The following is a 19,479-nucleotide window of genomic DNA, read 5'->3' as shown; positions in this document are numbered from 1 at the left end:
ACGGCAGCAGGTCCCGGTACGGTTCAATCCGGTGACCCGAGCGGCCCCGTCGAGGTGCCGTCGGACACGGTGGTCATGGCGACGAGCTCCTCGCGCGCACTCCCGCCCGACGACGTCAGCGTCAGCACGGGTCCGACATCCAGCACGTAGAACTTGAGCTCTTCGACATCGGGCTCGAGCGGAGTCGTGTCGCGCGTCAGCAGGGCGTCGCGGTACGCCCCGAACGGCACCTCGACGAGTTCGTCGATGCCGAGCACGGCGCCTTCGTCCTCGGCCTCGCCCGCCTTGTACTCCTGCCGGTAGCTCATGCCAGGCTCCGGCTCGGCAGGCAGGGCGATGCCGGGGAGCGCGCCGTCCACGCCCGCCTCGAAGCTGCCCTCGCGGGAGGCGACCGCGCCGTCCTCGAACTCGGCGGTGTCCTCGCCGAGGTACCAGATGTTGCCGTCGGAGTCCTGCGCGTACCAGTCGTAGGTGTCCTCGACGATCTCGCCGCCGCGCCACACGGTGTCGCGGACGACGCGCGCCTCGATGCCGTTCGCGATGCGCTTCGTCTCCGAGGTGACGGTGACGTCCACCGTCAGATCGCCGTCGGGATCGGTCTCGCGATACGTCCACCGCGTGCCGACCGTCATGGGCCAGTACGGATTGTCGATGTCGGTCGTGAAGTCCGCCGGGTCGAGCTCGACGGCTTCGTCACCGGTCGGCAGCGCCGGAGCGGATGCCGCGGTGCAGCCGGTCAGGAGCACTGCGGCTGCGACTCCCACAGCCAGCGACAACGTGCGCTTCGCGTTCATGCCGCACCTCGATTCCGTGCACGGCGCCTCTGCCTCCAGCATGCGCTCGCGAAGCGCGGTGCGCGAGGGGCCGCCTCGCGGCGGAACGGTCAATCCGCGTAGCCGAGCCGCGCGTCTTCGGCGCTGCACTCGTCGCCGATGCGGATGCCGTCGGCGAGCGATCCCTCGGCGCGCAGCTTCTCGAGCTCTTCGACGGTGCGGCGCCGCAGCTCCCACGGGTCGATCGTGTTGACGTAGATCTTCGTGCCGCCCTCGAAGCCCGCGGGGTTCGAGATGCGCCACTTCAGCACGATGCGCCATGGCATCGCCCACGGTGCTCCGGGCGGGCGATAATGCCACTCCTCGTTCGTGGGCACGTGCACGCCCGTCGCGGCGTGCAGCGCGTGCACGAGGTCGGACATCGCGCGCACCTCCTCGGGCGAGTGCTCCTGAGGCAGATTGGCGCTCGCGCGGGAATAGACCTCGAAGGCGGGATAGCGGTGCCCGACGCCCGCGAAGACCACGGCGTGGTCGTTCGCCGCGACGACAAGCCCCTGCTCCACGGCGAGATCGGCGATCGCGTGCTGGTAGAGCCGGTGGTCGCCGGCGAGCAGACGCAGCTCGTGGTCGACCTGGGGCCCGTGCTCGTCGATCGCGACGAGCTGCTTGTGCAGGTGCTCGAACGATGCACCGGCGGGGCGCAGCCAGTTCTGGAAGACCGCGACGTAGGCGGCGTGCGGCTGCGCCTTGGCGATCTCGTCGAGCGAGCGCACCGTGAACGCGAAGTACTCGGCGTGTTCGCGCGGCGTGAGGACACCGGACGACACGAGCTGGTCGTCGGTCACGGCGCCGTCGACGACGTGCCGCCGCGCGACGACGACGTCGTGCGAACCGCCGACGAGGTCGAGAGCGGCCTCCTCGACCGACTGCGGGACTTCGGAGGCCGCGTTCCGTATCGCCGCGAGGCGCTCGATGTGCGCGCGTCCCGCGGGATCGTCGAGGTAGTCGTTCGCCCACGCCACGACAGTTCCGGGCTGGCGGAACCCGTGGTTCTCGCGCCAGTACTCCGCCGAGACGATCTCGAAGAGATTGCCGAAGCGACGGAACTCGGCCCTCGTGTCGTGCAGCGCCGACGCCGGCACTCGGCGCAGCTCGGTGAAGTCGTCGCCGACGAGCCGTGCCTTCTCGGGCGTCGTCTCGAGGTAGCGATCCTCGCAGAACGCGCACAGGCGCGTCTCGTCGCCGGGCACGAGGTCTCGCGGTGCGTCGCGCGGCGCCGCGAGCGGCCGGTTCGCGCGTCCCGGCACGGTCCACACCCGGGTGCCCGTGAGGGGGCCCACCTGCTTGACCGTCCCGTCCGGGAGGCGGGTCAGAGGTGTCTTCCCGGATGCGGCGTCGCTCACGTCACAATGGTGCCATGCGGATCGTCGTGCTGACGGGAGCGGGCATCTCGGCGGAGAGCGGCGTGCCGACCTTCCGCGATGCCGACGGGCTCTGGGAGGGTCACCGCGTCGAGGACGTCGCAACGCCGGAGGGCTTCGACGCCGACCCCGACCTCGTCCTGCGTTTCTACGACGAGCGGCGCAGGGGAGTGGCATCCGTCCGCCCCAATCCGGCGCATCGCGCGCTGGCTCGCCTCGAGGGGGCGATCGGCCACGACCTGCTCGTCGTGACGCAGAACGTCGACGATCTGCACGAGCGCGCCGGCAGCCGCAACCTCGTGCACATGCACGGCGAGCTGCGCCGCGCCCTGTGCACTGCGTGCGGCGCCCGGCCGGACTGGACGCGCGACCTCATCGATCGCCCGCCCTGCCCGGTCTGCGGAGAGCGGATGCTGCGCCCCGACGTCGTCTGGTTCGGTGAGCTGCCGTACGAGCTGGACCGCATCGAGCAGGCGATCGTCGCATGCGACGTGTTCGTCTCGATCGGGACGTCGGGCGCCGTGTATCCCGCGGCCGGGTACGTCGCGCTGGCGGCGGCGTTCGCGGCGCGCACGGTCGAGCTCAACCTGGCTCCGACCGACGCGCTCGTGCCGTTCGACGACGTGCGCGCGGGGCGCGCGAGCGAGGTCGTGCCCGCCTGGGTCGACGAGGTCATCGCGGCGCGCCGGGACGGCTAGCATCGACAGCGCCATGGACGACGTTGTCGAAGAACTGATCGCCGCCCTTCCCGAAGGATGCGTCGACACCGATCCCGAAACCCTCGAACGCTGCAGCCACGACGATGCCGAGTGGGCCGACTACGCGCTGCCCGCGGCCGTCGTGTTCGCCACCTCGACGCAGGACGTCGTGCAGACGATGCGCATCGCGGCGGCCCACGGCGCGCCCGTCGTGCCGCGCGGTGCGGGAACGGGTCTGTCGGGCGGGGCGAACGCGATGAGCGGATGCCTCGTCCTCTCGCTCGAGCGCATGGACGCCATCGTCCGCGTCGACGTGGACGAGCGCTACGCCGTCGTGCAGGCCGGCGTGCTCAACGACGACCTGCGGCGACACGTCGCCGAGGTCGGGCTGTGGTACCCACCCGACCCCGCGAGCCAGTCGATCTCGACGATCGGCGGCAACGTCGCGACCAACGCGGGCGGCATCTGCTGCGTCAAGTACGGCGTGACGCGCGACTACGTGCTCGGGCTCACGGCTGTCCTCGCCGACGGCCGCGTCGCGACGGTCGGCCGCACGACCGCCAAGGGAGTGACCGGCTACGACCTCACTGGCCTGCTCGTCGGTTCCGAAGGCACCCTCGGCGTCGTCGTCGAGGCGACCCTCCGGCTGCTGCCTCTCGGCGGCCGCGAGGAGCGCGCGATCGTCGGCTACTTCGGTTCGCTGCCGGCTGCCGGACGGGCCGTCGCCGCCGTGTCGGCGGCCGGCATCATCCCGTCGGCGCTCGAGCTCATCGACCGCACGTGCCTCGATGCCGTCGCGCAGTGGCAGGGCTGGCAGCTGCCGGAGGGGGCCCAGGCGCTCCTGCTCTCGAAGGTCGACGAGCCGGGGGCGCGGGGCGAGGAGCTCGCTCAGCGGATCGAGGACATTTTCCTCGAGGCCGGGGGAGCGCAGGTCGAGCGTGCGACGGATCCCGACGAGATCGCGCGGCTGTTCGCAGCCCGGCGGCTCGCGTATCCGGCGCTCGAGAGACTCGGTCCCGTGCTCACGGAGGACGTGTGCGTCCCTCGTGCGGCGGTGCCGGAGATGCTCGCCCGCATCGAGCGCGCGGCGGCCGACGAGGGCGTCGTGATCGCGAACATCGCCCACGCCGGCGACGGCAACCTGCATCCGCTCATCATCGCGCCGGAGGGCGACGACGACGCGAAGCGGCGGGCCAAGCGCGCGTTCGACCGCATCGTCGAGGACTGCCGCGCCCTCGGTGGCACGGTGACGGGGGAGCACGGCGTCGGCCTCCTCAAGCTCCCCGGCGCGGCGGAGGAGCTGAGCCCCGTCGTGCTGGACCTGCACGCGGCGATCAAGCGCGCGTTCGATCCGCGCGGCATCCTGAACCCCGGCAAAGCCTTCCCGAACGGAGCATGAGCACGATGGCATCCCTGACGACGGACGACGGCGTCCGCCTCGAGTACACGGAGCACGGCGATCCGTCAGGGCGACCCGTCGTGCTGCTCGCGGGCTTCAAGGCCGCGGGGACGAGCTGGCTGTACCAGGTCGAACCCCTCGCGAAGGCGGGATACCGCGTGCTCGTCGTGGACCTGCGCGGCCATGGTGCCGCCGAGCGACCCGCGTCGGGTGTCGACATGGCGCGGCGCGGGGCGGATGTGCGCGAGGTGCTCGACGGCCTCGATCTGCACGATGTCGTGCTCGTGGGCGGCTCGATGGGCGGCAACACGATCTGGTCGTACCTCGGGCAGACCGGCGCGGCGCGGGTCAGCGCCGTCGCGATCGTCGACCAGACGCCGAAGATGCTCAACACGTCCGAGTGGCCGCTCGGGTTCTACGGCTACGACGCGTCCAACGTCGACACTTACTTCGCCGAGAGCATCCCCGACACAGGCAAGGGCACGCCCATCGCGAAGCGCGGCATGCGCCTCGTGCGGCTCCTGCGCGCGATGAAGGGCGCCGAGCGCGAACTCACGCCCGGCGAGCTCACGCTGCTCGCCGACCACGCGAAGGCAGACTGGCGACCCGTGATCGCCGGCACCGACGTGCCGGTGCTCTTCGTGGCAGGCGCCGAGAGCGAGTTCTGGCCGAGCGCCCATGCCGCGACATCCGCTGCGCTCGCACCGCACGGGCGGTTCGTCGTCATCCCGAACGACGGGCACGCCGCCAACATCGAGCAGCCCAAGGCGTTCAACACCGCGCTGCTCGGCTTCCTCGCCGAGGTCGCCCCGCCGCGCGGCTGACGGCGGGACGCGTCAGCGGCGGAGGTAGCGGTGCTCGGGACGGCCCGTCGTCCCGTAGCGCAGGCGCACCTCGATGACGCCCCGCGCCGCGAGCGCCGCGAGGTGGCGCTGCGCCGTCGCGCGCGACACGCCGGAGCGGTCGGCCACCTCGGATGCGGACGCGCCCTCGCCGTCGAGCGACTCGAGGATGAGCTGCTCCGTCGCCGTCCGCGAGAGGGACGGCGCTTCGCTGCCGTGCAGGATCGACAGCGCCCGATCGAGGTCCTCCTGCACGAGCACCTCTCCGCCCTGCATGAGATTGCGGTAGCGCGCGTAGCGGTCGAGCAGGTCGGCGAGTGCCCGCGACTCGAAGGGCTTGATGAGGTAGGCGAGCGCACCCGCCCGCAACGCGCGGCGCAGCGTCGCGGCGTCGCTCGCGGCCGACAGGACGACAGCGTCGACGTCGAGCGCGCGCACGAGCTCGATCCCGTCGCCGTCGGGCAGGTACGCGTCGACGAGGACGAGGTCGGGGCGCTCGTCGCGCACGGCCACCCGCGCCCGCGAGACGGTCCCGACCGGCTCCAGCGCCGTGAATCCCGGACGCGCGTCGACGATGTCGCGGTGCAGTCCCGCGACGCGGAAGTCGTCGTCGACGACGAGCACACGGATGCCGGTGGTCATGGTGTCACGTCCTCCTTCGTCGCGCGCATGACGCCGGGCAGTCGCGCGCCGAAGACCGCGCCGCCCTCGGTACGCGTGCGCTCGATGATCCACACGTCGCCGCCGCGCCGGCGCGCGAGCTCGCGCGCGAGCCGCAGCCCGATGCCGTGCCCGTGCACGCGGTCGGGCGCGCTGTCCGCGACGGCGCCGGGCGCCGCGAAGACCTCGACCCCCTCGGCGATGCCGGGACCCGAGTCGGCGACCGTCGCGACGAGCTCGGCGCCGTCGTCGAGCAGTGCGAGCTCGACGACGCGGGGCGGCTCTCCGCGCACGGCGGCGGTGATCGCGTTGTCGAGCAGGTTCCCGACGACGGCCGCGACGTCCTCCGCCGCTGCGAGCGTGCCGTGCAGCAACGTGTCGTCGGCGATGTGCAGCTCGACGCCGCGCTCGCTCGCCTCGATCGCCTTGGCGCCCACGAAGGACTGCAGGAGCGGGTCGGCGATGCGCTCGAGTCCCTCGACGGGGAAGTCGACCGGGCCGCGGCCGAGCTGCTCGGCGAGGAACGCGCGCGCCTCGCCGGGCCGCTGCGCGTCGATGAGGCCCGTCGCGACATGGAGCCGGTTGGCGAACTCGTGGCGCTGCACCCGCAGCGCGCTCGTCATGGCGCGGACGGTCTCGAGCCGCTCCGCGAGCGCGACGAGGTCGGTGCGGTCTCGCACGATGAGCACGTCGCCGAGCGACTGCCCGTCTCGGAGGACGGGGTGCGCATCGAGATACAGCACGCGGTCTCCGACCAGGATGCCGTCGCGGGGCGTCCGCTCCGAGACGACGGCGAGCACGTCCTGCGGCACGTCGAGCTCGTCGAGGCGTCGGCCGACGGGATCGTCGAGGCCCAGCATCCGTGCCGCCGACGCGTTGCAGACGCGGACGACGCCCGCCGCATCGAGCGCGACGACGCCGTCGCCCACGCCGTCGAGGACGGCGGCCTGGTTCTGCACGAGGCCCACGAGCTCCTCGGGCTGCAGGCCGAGCGTGAGGCGCTCCCAGCGGCGACGGATGAGCAGCGCGGCGAGCGCGCCGATCCCGAGGGCCGCCGCGGCGGCGATCGCGATTCCTCCGAGGAGCGCGGGGAGGTCGTCGAAGACGCTCGCCCGCTCGAAGCCGACGCTGACCTCGCCCACGGGGGCCTCGTCGGCGGCATCGGGGGCGTAGACCGGCACCTTGGCGCGGGCGGACTCGCCCAGCGTGCCGCGCTCCCAGTCGACGACCTCCTCGCCCCGCAGCACGTCCTCGAACGGCGTGCTCACCTGCTCTCCGAGCAGGTCCTGGTTGGGATGCGCGAGCCGGATGCCGTGGTCATCGGCGATCACGACGAACAGGGCGTCGGTACGGGCGCTCACGGCGGCCGCGATGACCTGCAGGTCGCCGCCGCGGAGGTCGGCGGCATCCGGTGTCCCGGGGTCCGCGGAGAATTCGGCGACCAGGCGGCGCACGTCGGGGTCCTCGGCCACGGTGCGCGCGATGTTGAGCGCGGACGCCTCGGATTCCTCGCGCAGCTGCTGGATGCCGAGGACCACGAAGACCGCCGTGCACACCGCGACGACGGCGGCCACCGTCGCGAGCTGGAGTATGAGCACCCGCGTCGCGAATCGCACGGCACCACCTCCGTCCATGAGCAGAATGCGCTGAACCAACGCTACGCGCAGAACGCACGGCAATGCGAGATAGCGCGCGCGGCGCGGCAGGCCCTGCCTACCATCTCGAATCGCACACCACGTGGGTGTGGAAGACGAAGGAGTCGAGATGCAAGTGACAGCTCTTCAGGCGGCGGCCTCCGCGGAGGAGGCATACTCCGTCGCCTTCGTGCCCTCCGAGGGGATCCTCGTCGCCCTCGGCTTCACGATGATCCTCACGTTCATGGCCCTCATCATGACGCGGCGGCTCACACCCATGGTCGCGCTCATCCTCGTGCCGACGATCTTCGGCCTCTTCGCGGGCGCCGGACTCGGCCTCGGCGACATGATCATCGACGCGATCGGCAACATGGCGCCGACGGCAGCGCTGCTCATGTTCGCGATCATGTACTTCGGCATCATGATCGACGTCGGGCTCTTCGATCCGCTCATCCGCTTCATCACACGGCTGCTCGGCAATGACCCCGCCAAGGTCGTGCTCGGCACGGCGCTGCTGGCCGGCGCCGTCTCGCTCGACGGCGACGGGTCGACGACGTTCATCATCACGACGTCCGCGATGCTGCCCATCTACCTGCGTCTCGGCATGAGCCCCGTCGTCCTGACGTGCGTCGCGGGACTCATGAACGGCACGCTCAACATCGTGCCGTGGGGCGGTCCCACGGTCCGCGCCGCGACGGCGCTCGGCCTCGAGCCGACCGACATCTTCGTGCCGATGCTGCCCTCGCTCGCAGCCGGTCTCATCGTGTCGCTGACGTTCGCATGGATGCTGGGACTTGCCGAGCGCCGTCGGCTCGGGCTCGTCGACACGACGCGCATCGACGCCGAGGCCGGCGGATGGCGCGGGTTCTCGGCGCCCCGCATCTTCCGCGGCGCCGACCCCAAGCCGGGCGCCCGCGCGTCGCTGCGGACGGGCAACCTCGTGACGGTCGCGGGTGCGCGCACCGCGGTCCTCGCGGCCGACCTCGTCGACGCCGCCGACACCGCGATGGCCGACACGGTCCTCGACCCCCGTCGCCCCACGCTGCGGCCCAAGCTCATCTGGTTCAACCTCGCGCTGACCGTCGGGCTCATGGTGCTGCTCATCCTCGACATCTTCCCGCTGCCCTACGTCTTCATGGTCGGTGCCGCCGTCGCGCTCGTCGTCAACTTCCCGAAGATCAAGGGCCAGGCGGACGAGATCGTCGCACACGCGCCGAGCATCGTCGGCGTCGTCTCGATGGTCCTCGCCGCCGGCGTGCTCGTCGGCGTCCTGAACGGCACGGGCATGGTCGACGCCATGGCGTCGTGGATCACGACGGTGATCCCGGCATCCCTCGGCCCCTCGCTCGCGGTCATCACGGGCATCCTGTCGATCCCGTTCACGTTCTTCATGTCCAACGACGCGTTCTACTACGGGATCCTCCCGATCCTCGCCGAGAGCGCATCGGCGTACGGCATCGAGCCCGTCGAGATGGCGCGCGCCTCGATCACGGGCCAGCCCGTGCACCTGCAGAGCCCGCTCGTCCCGGCGATCCTGCTGCTCGTCTCGCTCGCGAGCGTCAACCTCGGCGACCACCACAAGAAGGTCCTGTGGCGCGCGACGGTCGTGTCGCTCGTGATGCTCGCGGTCGGCGTGCTCGTGGGGGCTATTCCGTTCGCGGCCTGACCGCTCACCCGGCACGACGCAGCCCCGAGGCACTCGCCTCGGGGCTGCGTCGCATCGTCAGCGGTCGTACGTAGGCGGTCGTACGTAGGCGGTCGGCGTCAGCGGCCGACGAGCCGCACACGCACGATGTTCGTCGACTCGTCGATCTCGGCGACATCCGGATGCGCCTTCACGAAGTCCGAGAACGACCGGTGGCCGAGCGCCTTCTCGCTGAACGACGGGTCCATGCGCTTGAGCAGGTTCTTGACTGCCGACAGGTGTAGCCACTCCTCATCGGTACGGACGTTCTCGAGGCGCAGGGCCCGGTCCAGCAGCACGGCGGAGGTGCCTTCGAGCTGCTCTTCGGTCGGCTCTTCGGGCTGATCGTCGGCAGGTTCGGCGATCGGCTCCTCCGGCGGCTTCTTCCGGCGTCGCCCCGTCGGCGCGGCCTCCGTCGTCGGAGTGCCGGTCGGCGGCGCGGGCGCCGTCACGGTCGAAACCGCCGCCGCGGCTGCCTTGGGTCTCGTGGGGACCGTGACGCCTGGAAGCGAGTCGTACGAGTCGAACTGGTCGCACGCGGCGGCGAGCGACTTCGCGGTCGATCCCGCGACGCCGACGCCTACGACGAAACGACCCAGGCGCTTGCAGCGCTGCGCGAGCGGCACGTAGTCGCTGTCGCCCGCGACGATCACGACGTGCGTGAGATCGGGCAGCCGGAACATGTCCTCGACGGCGTCGACGGCGAGCCGGATGTCGGCGCCGTTCTTGGCGTACGCGGCGGCCGGGAACAGCTGCACGAGGTCGACAGCGCGCGCGACGAGCTGGCTGCGGTACACGGCGTTGACGGGCGAGGACCAGTCGGCGTACGCCCGCGTCAGAACGAGGGTGCCGAAGGATGCTGCGTAGTCGATGATCGCGCCGACGTCGACGGTCGCGGCCGTGAGCCGCTGCGCGATCTCGGGGTCTGTCGTCTGCTCGGCGATGCGCTGGCGGTCGCGCGAGTACGAGTTGCGTCCGTGCACGCGGTCGTACCAGGACATCACGATGTTGTCGAAGTCGAGGTAGACCGCGACCCGCGGTGTCGATTCGGGCATGTCAGGACTCCTGCGGGTAGCGCACGCCGATGAGGCGGCGCACCTCGTCGAGGGACTCCATGATCGCGACAGTCTCCTCGATCGGCAGGATGTCGCTGTCGGACTGTCCAGCCGCGATGTACCCCTCGGCCGCGAGCGCCTGGAACTGCATGCCCCGGCCCTCGTTATGCGAGACGTAGTCCTCGAGCACCGTGCCGTCCGGAGCGATGAGCCGGAACGACGTCGGCGAGTACCAGACGCGGTCGATGTCGATGCGGGCCTCCGTGCCGATGATGTGCGCCGTGTTCGGTCCCGCGGAGCGCGCGGCCGACAGCGTCGTCGAGACGGCGCCGCTCGCGTGGGTGAAGATCGTCGCGACCTCGCTGTCGACGCCGGTCTCGATGAGTCGGGCGGATGCCGTGATCGAGACGGGGGCGCCGAGGATGTCCCACGCGAACGACACCGGGTAGATGCCCAGGTCGAGGAGTGCGCCGCCGCCGAGCTCGATCGCATTGAGTCGATGCGCGGGGTCGGTGGGGAGCCTCTGCGTGTGGTCGGCGAAGAGCCCGCGCACCTCGCCGAGCGCGCCCGAGGCGACGAGCTCGCGGATGCGGATCATGTGGGGGAGGTACCGCGTCCACATGGCTTCCATCGCGAGCAGACCGCGCTCGGCCGCGACGTCGCGCACGCGGGCTGCTTCGGCGCCCGTCAGCGTGAACGGCTTCTCGACGAGCACGTGCTTGCCGTGCTCGAGCGCGAGGATCGCGTTCTCGGCGTGGGAAGGGTGCGGCGTCGCGATGTAGACGATGTCGACGTCGGGGTCCGAGACCAGCTCCTCGTACGAGCCGTGCGCGTGCGGGATCCCGTACTCGTCGGCGAAGGCGCGCGCGGCCTCCGCACGGCGCGAGCCGACGGCGGCGATGTCGAGCCCCGCGGTGCGCAGGTCTTTCGTGAAGGCGTGCGCGATGCCGCCGGTTGCCAGAATGCCCCAGCGCAGGCCGGAGGGGTCGGGAGAGGTCATGCCCCGAGCGTAGCGAGCGCGCTCGCGCCGCGCTCAGTGCGCCTGGGTGAGTGCCTGCTCCGCTTCGGCGACGACGTCCGTCACGAGGTCGAGCGAGCGCGCGAGATCGGCCACGATGTCGGCCGGGTCCTCGAGGCCGATCGAGAGCCGGATCGTCGTCCCCGTGATGCCCGCCTCGGCGAACTGCTCCTCGGTGAGGTGGCTGTGGGTCATCGACGCGGGGTGCGCGACGAGGCTGCGCGCGTCGCCGATGTTGGCGACGAGCCGCACGACCTCGAGCGAGTCGACGAAGGACTGCACCTTCTCCCAGTCGTCCTCGGGGTCACCCGTCGAGACGAGGTCGAAGGCGAAGACGGATGCCGCGCCGTCGGGCGCGTAGCGCAGGGCCAGGTCGTGCCACGGCGAGGTGGACAGCAGCGGGTGGTGCACCTTCGCGACGGCGGGGTGGCTGGCGAGGAACTGCGCGACCGTGAGCGCGGAGGCGCTGTGCCGCGCCATGCGCAGCTCGAGGGTCTCGATGCCCTGCAGCAGCTGGAAGGCGTTGAAGGGCGAGATCGAGGGGCCGAGGTCGTGCACGTACTTCGACTTGACGAGCGCGACGAACGCGAAGCCCTCGGCGCCGAAGTGGTCCCACAGCACGAGATCGCGCACGCGGGCGTAGGGCTGCGTCAGCTGGGGCCAGCGCTCGGGCTCGGCGCCGAAGTCGAACGTGCCGAGGTCGACGACGACCCCGCCGAGCGACGTGCCGTGGCCGCCGAGGTACTTCGTGGCCGAGTGGACGACGAAGTCGGCGCCGTACTCGCCCGGCCGGATGAGCGCGGGCGTCGCCACGGTGTTGTCGATCACGAGCGGCACGCCGGCCTCGTGCGCGACGTCGGCGACGGCGCGGATGTCGAGCACCTGCGCGAGCGGATTGGTGATCGATTCGCCGAACAGCGCGCGGGTCTCGGGGCGGACGGCGGCGCGCCACGCCTCGATGTCGTCCTGATCGACGAACGTGACGTCGATGCCCCAGTCGGCGAAGGTGTCCTGCAGCAGGTCGACCGTGCCGCCGTAGATCTGCCGCCCCGCGACGATGTGCTCGCCGGACTTCGCGAGGGCCAGGAGCGTCACGGCGACGGCCGCCTGCCCCGAGGCGACGGCGGCGGCCGCGCGTCCGCCCTCGAGCGCGGCGACGCGCTCTTCGAAGACGAGCTGCGTCGGGTTGGCGTTGCGGCTGTAGATGTTGCCGGGCTTGCGCAGCGCGAAGAGGTCGCGGGCGTCGGCGAGCGAGGCGAACTGGTAGGCGGACGACTGGTAGATCGGCGCGACGGCGGTGTTCTGCGCAAGACCCGGGTCGTACCCGGCCTGCACCTGGGCCGTGGCGAAGCCCTGGCGGCGGGGGGAGGAAGACATTCGTCAATTGTCGCGGGTGCGCCCCGATTGCGTATTCCGGTGTTGCGAACTGTTGCAGCCGCGCGTGTGAGGATTCCGATATGCACGCAACCCCACTCATTTCCGTCGACGACCTGCGAGCCCGCCTCGAGGCGGGCGACCGCATCCGGATCCTCGATGTGCGGTATCGCCTCGAGCGCCCGGACGGGCGGGCCGAGTACCTCGCGGGACACCTGCCCGGCGCCGTGTTCGTCGACATGGAAAGCGAGCTCTCGACGCACGGCGCCCCGTCCGAGGGACGGCATCCGCTTCCGTCCCGAGACGTGCTGCAGGATGCCGCGCGGGGTTGGGGCCTCGACGACGGCGATGCCGTCGTCGTGTACGACGACTACCGTTCCGTCGCTGCAGCACGGGCATGGTGGCTCTTGCGCGGCTCGGGCGTCGCCGACGTGCGCGTGCTGGACGGCGGGCTGTCGGCGTGGACGGCCGCGGGCCTGCCGCTCGAGGCGGGCCACACGGTGCCGCGGCGCGGCTCGATCACGCTGACCGAGCTGCGCGCCGACGTGGCGACGATCGACGAGGCTGCGGCCTGGCCCGAGCACGGCGTGCTGCTGGACGCGCGGGCGCCCGAGCGCTACCGCGGCGAGACCGAGCCGTACGACCCCGTCGCCGGCCACATCCCCGGTGCAGTCAACCTGCCGGCGGGAGCGCTGCTCGTCGGAGACGGGTTCGCCGAGCAGGGCGCCCTGCGCGAGGCCTTCGCCGCCGTCGGCGCGACCGACGACACGCCTGTCGCCGCCTACTGCGGGTCGGGCCTCACGGCGGCGCACACGGCCCTCGCGGGGGCGGTCGCCGGCATCGCCGTCACCGTGTATCCCGGTTCGTGGAGCCAGTGGTCGAACACGCCCGGCCGCCCCGTGGCGACGGGGCCTGCGCGCTAGGGGAGCAGCACGACCTTGCCGTCGACGCCGTCCTGCACGACCTGGTGGGCCTGACCCGCCTCGGCGAGCGGGAACGACGGACCGAGCTCGATCGAGAACGCCCCGGCTGCGATGAGGTTGAGAGCGACGGGCACCGCTTCGGCACGCCACGCGAGCTGCTGCGGCGTGAGCGCCTCGGGACTGCCGCCCCCGAACGCGCGGATGCCGAGCGCCGCGGCATCCCGACCCCGCACGATCGTCGCGATACGGCTCTTGTCGGCGAGCAGCTCGATCGAGGTCTCGAGCGCCTCATCGGTGCCGGCGGCGTCGATGATGACCGTGACGCCGTCGGGGGCCGCGGCGCGCACGCGGTCCGCGAGTCCTTCGCCGTAGGCGACGGGAATGGCCCCGAGCTCGCGCAGGCGGTCGAAGCGCCGCTCGGACGACGTCGCGACGACGGTCGCGCCCCACAGGATCGCGAACTGGATGATGGCCTGGCCGACGGCGCCCGAGCCGCCGTGCACGAGGAGCGTGTCGCCCGGGCCGACGCTCAGCGAGCGGACCGCCTGATACGCCGTGCCCCCCGGGATGCCGAGCCCTGCCGCCTCGGCCGCGGAGACGCCTCCGGGCCGCACGTGCGCCTTCCCGGCCGGCACGACGACGTCCGTCGCGTACCCGCCCTGCACGCCGAAGACGGCGACCGGATCGCCCACGCGGAAGCCGTCCACGCCGGGGCCGACGGCTGTCACGACGCCGCCCAGATCGCCGCCCACGCGTCGAGGCTCGGTGAGTGCGCCGCTCGGACGCAGTCCCGAGCGCACCTTCCAGTCGATCGGATTGACGCCCGCCGCCTCGACGCGGACGCCGAGCTCGCCGGCGGCGGGCTCGGCCGCGGGAACCTCGGCCAGGGTGAGGACCTCGGGCCCTCCGAACTGCGAGTAGACGATCGCGTGGGTCATGTCGGGCCCAACCTCCTGTGGTCTGCGGACTATTCCGGCGGGATCCGGGTCGCTGGTCAGCGCGAGGCGAGACCGCGCGAGTACAGGATGCCGCGAAGGAGGTCGCGGCCGTGCAGCGCGTCGGCGCTGCGCACGCGCTCCACGACGGCATCCGTCCACGCGCGCGGGCGGCCCTGCGACGTGTTGTACTCGCGGAGCGTGTCGTCGTACGCGGCGATCTCGGCGGACTCCGCGGCGCGATACGTCTCGCTGTGACGGACGACGGACTGCGGCAGGCGCGGCTTGACGGCGGTTCGGACGTCGGCGCGCGGGTGCCCGATCGCGACACCGACGGCGGGGAACGACCCGCGCGGAAGTCCGAGCACGTCGGAGAGTTCTCCGGGGCTGTTGCGGACGGCGCCGACGTACACGGCGCCGAGGCCCAGCGCCTCGGCCGCCACGACGGCGTTCTGCGCCGCGATCGCGGCGTCGATGACGGCGACGAGCGTGCTGTCGAGGAAGTCGATGCCTTCACTGCCGGCTCCCGCATCGGCCGCGATCGATCGGCCGCGCGCCCAGTCGGCGACGAAGACGAGGAAGAGCGGAGCCTCGCGGATGAAGTCCTGGTCGCCCGCGAGCGTCGCGATGCGGTCCTTGTGCCCCGCGTCGGAGACCGTGACGACGCTCCAGGTCTGCAGGTTCGACGACGTCGAGGCCGACTGTGCGGCGGCGACGAGCGTCGGCACGACGTCCTCATCGAGGGGCGTCGCAGCGAAGGCGCGCACCGAGCGGTGCGCGAGCAGGAGCGGGATGACGCCCCGCTCGTCATCGAGGATCGCGGGCGCCTCCGCGCCTGCGCCGTATCGTGCCGCCGTGCCCGGTTCGGCTGTCGCCGTGATGTTCGTCATCCGTCGTCCCCCTTCATCCGTGTGCTTCACGCTAGGGGTGCGCAGGACCGCGACGTTTCGTCGTTACGGAGGGTGACGAGCTGTTACGCGCCGGGTCAGGAGCCGCGCAGCGTCTTCTGGATGCGCTGCATCGACACGGGCTCGGCGGTTCCGAGCGACTGCGCGAAAAGGCTCACGCGGTACTCCTCGAGCAGCCAGCGCACGTGCGCCAGCGAAGCGGGTGCGTCGGCGGGCGACGGGATGACGCCTCCCGCTTCGGCGTACACCGCCGCGGCCCGCTCGAACTCCGTCATCCGCTGCCTGTCCCTGCCCGGATTGTCGGCGAGGGCCCGCACGCGGTCGAGGTCGCCGCGCAGATAGCGGGGAAGGTGCGCGAGCCGGGCGGTGCCCGTGCGCGAGACGAATCCGGGGAACACGAGGCCCGCGACGTGCGTCTTGACGTCGCCGAGCGCGCCGAGCAGCGTGAGCGAGTTCTGGTCTCGCAGCGCGCGCTCGACGTCGCGGGCGGCCGTCAGGATCCGCGCCGCGAGCGACACGGTCTCGAAGACCTCGTCGACGACGACGGCCGAGAGCCCGTCGCGCACAGCCTCGAAGGCGGCGCGCGTGCGGACTCCGCCGGGGGCGGTGCGCGCGATGACGGCGTCCGCCACGGCGATGCGCGCGTCCTCGATGAGCGCCTTCGCGGAGGGGTAGGGGGATGCCGCGAGCGCGAGCTTCTCGGGCGATGTCAGGTGGTCGAGCACATACGTCGCAGGGGAGGCGACGGCGAGCAGGACGAGACGGCGGACTCCTGCCCGCGTCGCCGCGGCGGCGGCCTCGGGAGTCGTCTCGATGCGGAGCGCGACGCTCGCCCCCTCGTCGATGATCGCGGGATAGCCGCGCACGACGCCGCCCGCGACCTTCGTGTCGACGACGTCCGGCAGGTCGCCGAAAGTCCACTCCGTCAGGCCGGTCTGCTCGGCGAAGGCGCTCGTGCGGGTCGGACCGCCGGGCGCGCCCGGCGGGCGGGGGCCCGAGCCGGGATTCGACGCAGGTCCGAGGCGTTTCGTCTCGCCACGCTCACTCGACGCGCGAGGCGCGCGCTCTGCCGCGGACAGCGACCGCGAGACGGCGTTCCGGGCCCGGCCCGACAGGCGCTCCTGCAGCTCCGCGAGATCGCGACTCGCACCGGCGGCGCGCCCGCGTTCGTCGAGGGCGCGGAACGACACCTGAAGATGACCCGGCACGCGCTCGAGCTCGAAGTCCGCCGCCGTGACCGGCTGGTTCGCGACGCGCTGGATGCGCGCAGCGAGGGCCTCCCGCAGACCCATCGACGGCAGGCCGTCGTGGGACTCGGGTCCCTGATCGCCGATCTCCTCCGCGAGCTTGGCGGCCCAATCCGCGGCGGGCACGACGTGCCGGCGGATCGCCTTGGGCAGCGAGCGGATGAGCGCCGCGATGAGCTCGTCGCGCATGCCCGGCACCTGCCAGTCGAAGCCGTCGGGGCGCAGCTGCGCGAGCAGCGCGAGCGGCACGACCGCCGTGACGCCGTCGTCGGGTGCGCCGGGCTCGAACCGGTAGGCGAGCGAGAGCACCTGATCGCCCTGCCGCCAGCGCGCAGGGAAGTCCCGCTCGTCGCTGCGGCGCACGTCGCCCGCGAGGTCGGCCTCGGTCATGTCGAGCAGTCGCGGCGTGCGGGAGGAAGCATCCCGCCACCACGACTCGAACGAGCGGGCGTCGAAGACATCCCGGGGGATGCGCGCATCGTAGAAGGCGTAGACGGCCTCGTCGCCCGCGAGGATGTCGCGGCGTCGCTCGCGCTCCTCGATCTTCTCGAGGCGGCGGCGCAGCTCGAGGTTGCGGCGCTCGAAGGCCGTGAGGCGGGTGTCGAGGGTCGCGACATCCCAATCGCCCTCGACGAGCGCGTGACGAACGAACAGCTCACGGGCGAACGGCCGGTCGAAGCGGGCGAGCTGGACGCGTCGCCGCGGAATGATCTCGACTCCGAAGAGCGTCACCTTCTCGTAAGCGGATGCCGCCCCTGCCGACTTCGACCAGTGCGGCTCGCTCAGCGAGCGCTTGGCGAGGTCGCCCGCGAGCTCTTCCGCCCAGGCCGTGTCGACGGCGGCGACGGTGCGGGCGAACAGGCGCGAGGTCTCGACGAGTTCGGCCGCCATGACGGCGGGCGGGGACTTCTTGCGGAGCCCCGAGCCGGGGAAGATCGCGAACCGCGTGCCGCGGGCCCCGAGGTACTCCGCGGACGGGCGGGTCTTCGCGGCAGCGCCGGGCCGTCCGCCCTTCGCAGGCGCCTGACCGGACCGTCGCTCGTCGAGGATCCCGAGGTGCGACAGCAGCCCGGACAGGATCGCCTTGTGGATCGCCTCAGCATCTCGATACGCGGCTTCGCCGCTACTCGATGACCGAGATTCTGAGGACCGGGCCGTCTTGGGCCTCCCCATGATCGCGGCGAGCTGGCGATGCACGTCGAACCACTCGCGCACGCGGACGTAGTTGAGGTGCTCGGTGCGGCACAGGCGGCGGAAGGCGCTCGAGCCGAGCTCACCCTGCTTCTCCTGCAGGTGATTCCACAGATTCAGGAGCGTCAGGAAGTCGCTCGTCGGGTCGGCGAACCGCGCGTGGAACCGGTCGGCCTCCTCGCGGCGCTCCTCCGGACGCTCGCGGACGTCCTGGATCGACATGCCGGCGACGATCGCAAGCATGTCGCGAACGACGCCGGCCTCCCGAGCCTGGATGAGCATGCGCGCGAAGCGCGGGTCGATCGGCAGGCGCGAGATCTCGCGCCCCAGGTCGGTGAGGCGCGGGCCGCGCCTCGGCTCGCCGCGATCGGCGCCCGGTCGGGTTTCTGTGACGGCGCCGAGCTCGACGAGCAGGTCGAAGGCGGCTCTGACGCCGCGGGAGTCGGGCGGCGTGAGGAAGGGGAACTCCGAGATGTCGCCGAACCCGAGCGACAGCATCTGGAGGATGACGGAGGCGAGGCTCGTGCGGAGGATCTCGGGCTCGGTGAACTCCTCGCGCCGCTCGAAGTCGTCCTCGGAGTACAGCCGGATCGCGATGCCCGGCGCCGTGCGACCCGCGCGTCCCGAGCGCTGCTGCGCCGATGCCTGCGAGATCGCCTCGATCGGCAGCTGCTGGATCTTCGTGCGGTTGCTGTAGCGCGAGATGCGCGCCGTCCCCGTGTCGACGACGTACCGGATGCCGGGAACCGTGAGGCTCGTCTCGGCGACGTTCGTCGCGAGGATGACGCGCCGCCGCACGCCCGCGACCGTCGAGCGCTCGAAGACGCGGTGCTGCTCGGCCGAGCTCAGCCGCCCGTAGAGGGGGAGGACCTCCGTGGGTGCGGCATCCTTCGCGTACATGCCGCGGACGGCATCCATGGCATCCCGGATCTCGGCCTCGCCCGGAAGGAACACGAGCACGTCGCCCGCCGGCTCGCGATCGAGTTCGCGCAGGGCGGCCGTGATGCCGTCGACGTCGTCCGATTCGGCGCCGGCCGCCGCCTCCACGCCCCGATAGCGGATCTCGACGGGGTAGGTGCGGCCGGAGACCTCGATGATCGGGGCGGGGGTCTTCTCGGTCGCCGAGCCCGTCGAGGCGCCGAAGTGCTTCGCGAAGCTCTGCGGATCGATCGTCGCGGAAGTGATGATGACCTTGAGATCGGGACGCTTCGGCAGGATGCGGGTCAGGTAGCCGAGCAGGAAGTCGACGTTGAGCGACCGCTCGTGCGCCTCGTCGACGATGATCGTGTCGTACCGCCGGAGGAGGCGGTCGCGATGGATCTCGTTGAGCAGGATGCCGTCGGTCATGAGCGCGATGCGTGTGTCGGCCGAGACCTTGTCGGTGAAGCGGACCCTGTAGCCGACGGTCGAGCCGAGGGGGACCTCGAGCTCCTCGGCGATGCGCTCGGCGATCGACCGGGCCGCGATGCGGCGAGGCTGCGTGTGCGCGATGCTCGTGCGGCCGAGTTCGAGGCAGATCTTGGGGAGCTGCGTCGTCTTGCCCGAGCCTGTCGCACCCGCGACGATGACGACCTGGTTGTCACGGATGGCGCGCGCGATCTCGTCCCGCGCGGCGCTGACGGGCAGCTCGGGCGGGTAGACGATGACGGGTTCGGGCGCGGGCATAGCCCTCCATCGTATGGCGCGAGCGGGTGATCGCAGGCGGCGGACTCCGCGC

Annotated in this window: 15 protein-coding genes; 5 read left to right on the top strand and 10 right to left on the bottom strand. The window is 71.8% G+C overall.

Features of this window, described 5'->3' with window-relative positions; all coding sequences use genetic code 11:
- Positions 1-23: 23 nt before the first annotated feature.
- Both MJ607_RS00715 and MJ607_RS00710 read right to left on the bottom strand, forming a co-directional pair.
- Positions 24-794 (bottom strand): hypothetical protein, encoded by a 771-nt coding sequence (locus MJ607_RS00715; protein WP_243073628.1) that lies wholly within the window; start codon positions 792-794, stop codon positions 24-26.
- 89 nt (positions 795-883) lie between these two features.
- Entirely contained in the window at positions 884-2,176 is a 1,293-nt protein-coding gene (locus MJ607_RS00710) for a DUF4921 family protein (RefSeq protein WP_243073627.1), read from the bottom strand.
- 14 nt (positions 2,177-2,190) lie between these two features.
- On the opposite strand from MJ607_RS00710, the gene MJ607_RS00705 reads away from it, so the two are divergent.
- From MJ607_RS00705 to MJ607_RS00695, 3 genes are read left to right on the top strand one after another with little or no spacing between them, the layout of a single operon-like run.
- Complete coding sequence (locus MJ607_RS00705) at positions 2,191-2,892, top strand: NAD-dependent deacylase (protein ID WP_243073626.1); 702 nt, start codon at positions 2,191-2,193, stop codon at positions 2,890-2,892.
- Positions 2,893-2,905: 13 nt separating this feature from the next.
- The gene (locus MJ607_RS00700; protein ID WP_243073625.1) at positions 2,906-4,291 is read left to right on the top strand and encodes an FAD-binding oxidoreductase; all 1,386 of its coding nucleotides are present in this window, start codon (positions 2,906-2,908) and stop codon (positions 4,289-4,291) included.
- Between the two features lie 5 nt (positions 4,292-4,296).
- Complete coding sequence (locus tag MJ607_RS00695; RefSeq protein WP_243073624.1) at positions 4,297-5,115, top strand: alpha/beta fold hydrolase; 819 nt, start codon at positions 4,297-4,299, stop codon at positions 5,113-5,115.
- Between the two features lie 12 nt (positions 5,116-5,127).
- Here the strand turns inward: MJ607_RS00695 and MJ607_RS00690 are convergent, their stop codons facing one another.
- Together MJ607_RS00690 and MJ607_RS00685 are read right to left on the bottom strand one after the other, a co-directional pair.
- A complete protein-coding gene (locus tag MJ607_RS00690) occupies positions 5,128-5,775 on the bottom strand; it encodes a response regulator (RefSeq protein ID WP_243073623.1) in 648 nt (215 codons plus the stop codon).
- Positions 5,772-7,409 carry a sensor histidine kinase gene (locus MJ607_RS00685; RefSeq protein ID WP_243073622.1) on the bottom strand — a complete coding sequence of 546 codons (1,638 nt, stop codon included), beginning with the start codon at positions 7,407-7,409 and terminating at the stop codon, positions 5,772-5,774. Before MJ607_RS00685 ends, MJ607_RS00690 begins: the two co-directional genes overlap by 4 nt.
- Before the next feature lie 247 nt (positions 7,410-7,656).
- On the opposite strand from MJ607_RS00685, the gene MJ607_RS00680 reads away from it, so the two are divergent.
- On the top strand, positions 7,657-9,093 hold the full coding sequence (locus MJ607_RS00680) for a CitMHS family transporter (RefSeq protein ID WP_243074493.1): 1,437 nt from the start codon (positions 7,657-7,659) through the stop codon (positions 9,091-9,093).
- A gap of 98 nt (positions 9,094-9,191) precedes the next feature.
- Here the strand turns inward: MJ607_RS00680 and MJ607_RS00675 are convergent, their stop codons facing one another.
- Genes MJ607_RS00675 through MJ607_RS00665 form a run of 3 tightly spaced genes read right to left on the bottom strand, consistent with a single transcriptional unit; the run spans position 9,192 to position 12,561 of the window.
- Positions 9,192-10,166, bottom strand: coding sequence for an NYN domain-containing protein (locus MJ607_RS00675; protein WP_243073621.1), 975 nt, complete (start codon positions 10,164-10,166; stop codon positions 9,192-9,194).
- Position 10,167: 1 nt separating this feature from the next.
- Positions 10,168-11,166, bottom strand: coding sequence for a Gfo/Idh/MocA family protein (locus MJ607_RS00670; RefSeq protein ID WP_243073620.1), 999 nt, complete (start codon positions 11,164-11,166; stop codon positions 10,168-10,170).
- A 33-nt stretch (positions 11,167-11,199) separates the two neighbouring features.
- Positions 11,200-12,561, bottom strand: coding sequence for an O-acetylhomoserine aminocarboxypropyltransferase/cysteine synthase family protein (locus tag MJ607_RS00665; RefSeq protein WP_243073619.1), 1,362 nt, complete (start codon positions 12,559-12,561; stop codon positions 11,200-11,202).
- Between the two features lie 80 nt (positions 12,562-12,641).
- Here MJ607_RS00665 and MJ607_RS00660 point away from each other — a divergent pair, with 80 nt between their 5' ends.
- Positions 12,642-13,481 (top strand): sulfurtransferase, encoded by an 840-nt coding sequence (locus tag MJ607_RS00660; RefSeq protein WP_243073618.1) that lies wholly within the window; start codon positions 12,642-12,644, stop codon positions 13,479-13,481.
- Here the strand turns inward: MJ607_RS00660 and MJ607_RS00655 are convergent.
- From MJ607_RS00655 to hrpA, 3 genes are all read right to left on the bottom strand, one after another.
- Positions 13,478-14,419, bottom strand: coding sequence for an NADP-dependent oxidoreductase (locus MJ607_RS00655; RefSeq protein WP_243073617.1), 942 nt, complete (start codon positions 14,417-14,419; stop codon positions 13,478-13,480). The genes MJ607_RS00660 and MJ607_RS00655 overlap by 4 nt on opposite strands.
- Positions 14,420-14,475: 56 nt before the next feature.
- Positions 14,476-15,306: a nitroreductase family protein gene (locus MJ607_RS00650; protein ID WP_243073616.1), complete on the bottom strand. Its 831-nt coding sequence runs from the start codon at positions 15,304-15,306 to the stop codon at positions 14,476-14,478.
- Between the two features lie 95 nt (positions 15,307-15,401).
- Positions 15,402-19,427, bottom strand: a complete 4,026-nt coding sequence (hrpA, locus tag MJ607_RS00645) for an ATP-dependent RNA helicase HrpA (protein ID WP_243073615.1) — start codon at positions 19,425-19,427, stop codon at positions 15,402-15,404.
- Positions 19,428-19,479: the final 52 nt, after the last annotated feature.

The sequence above is a fragment of the Microbacterium sp. SS28 genome (assembly GCF_022761035.1).
Lineage (GTDB): Bacteria > Actinomycetota > Actinomycetes > Actinomycetales > Microbacteriaceae > Microbacterium.
This window is presented reverse-complemented; position numbering and strand designations above follow the sequence as displayed.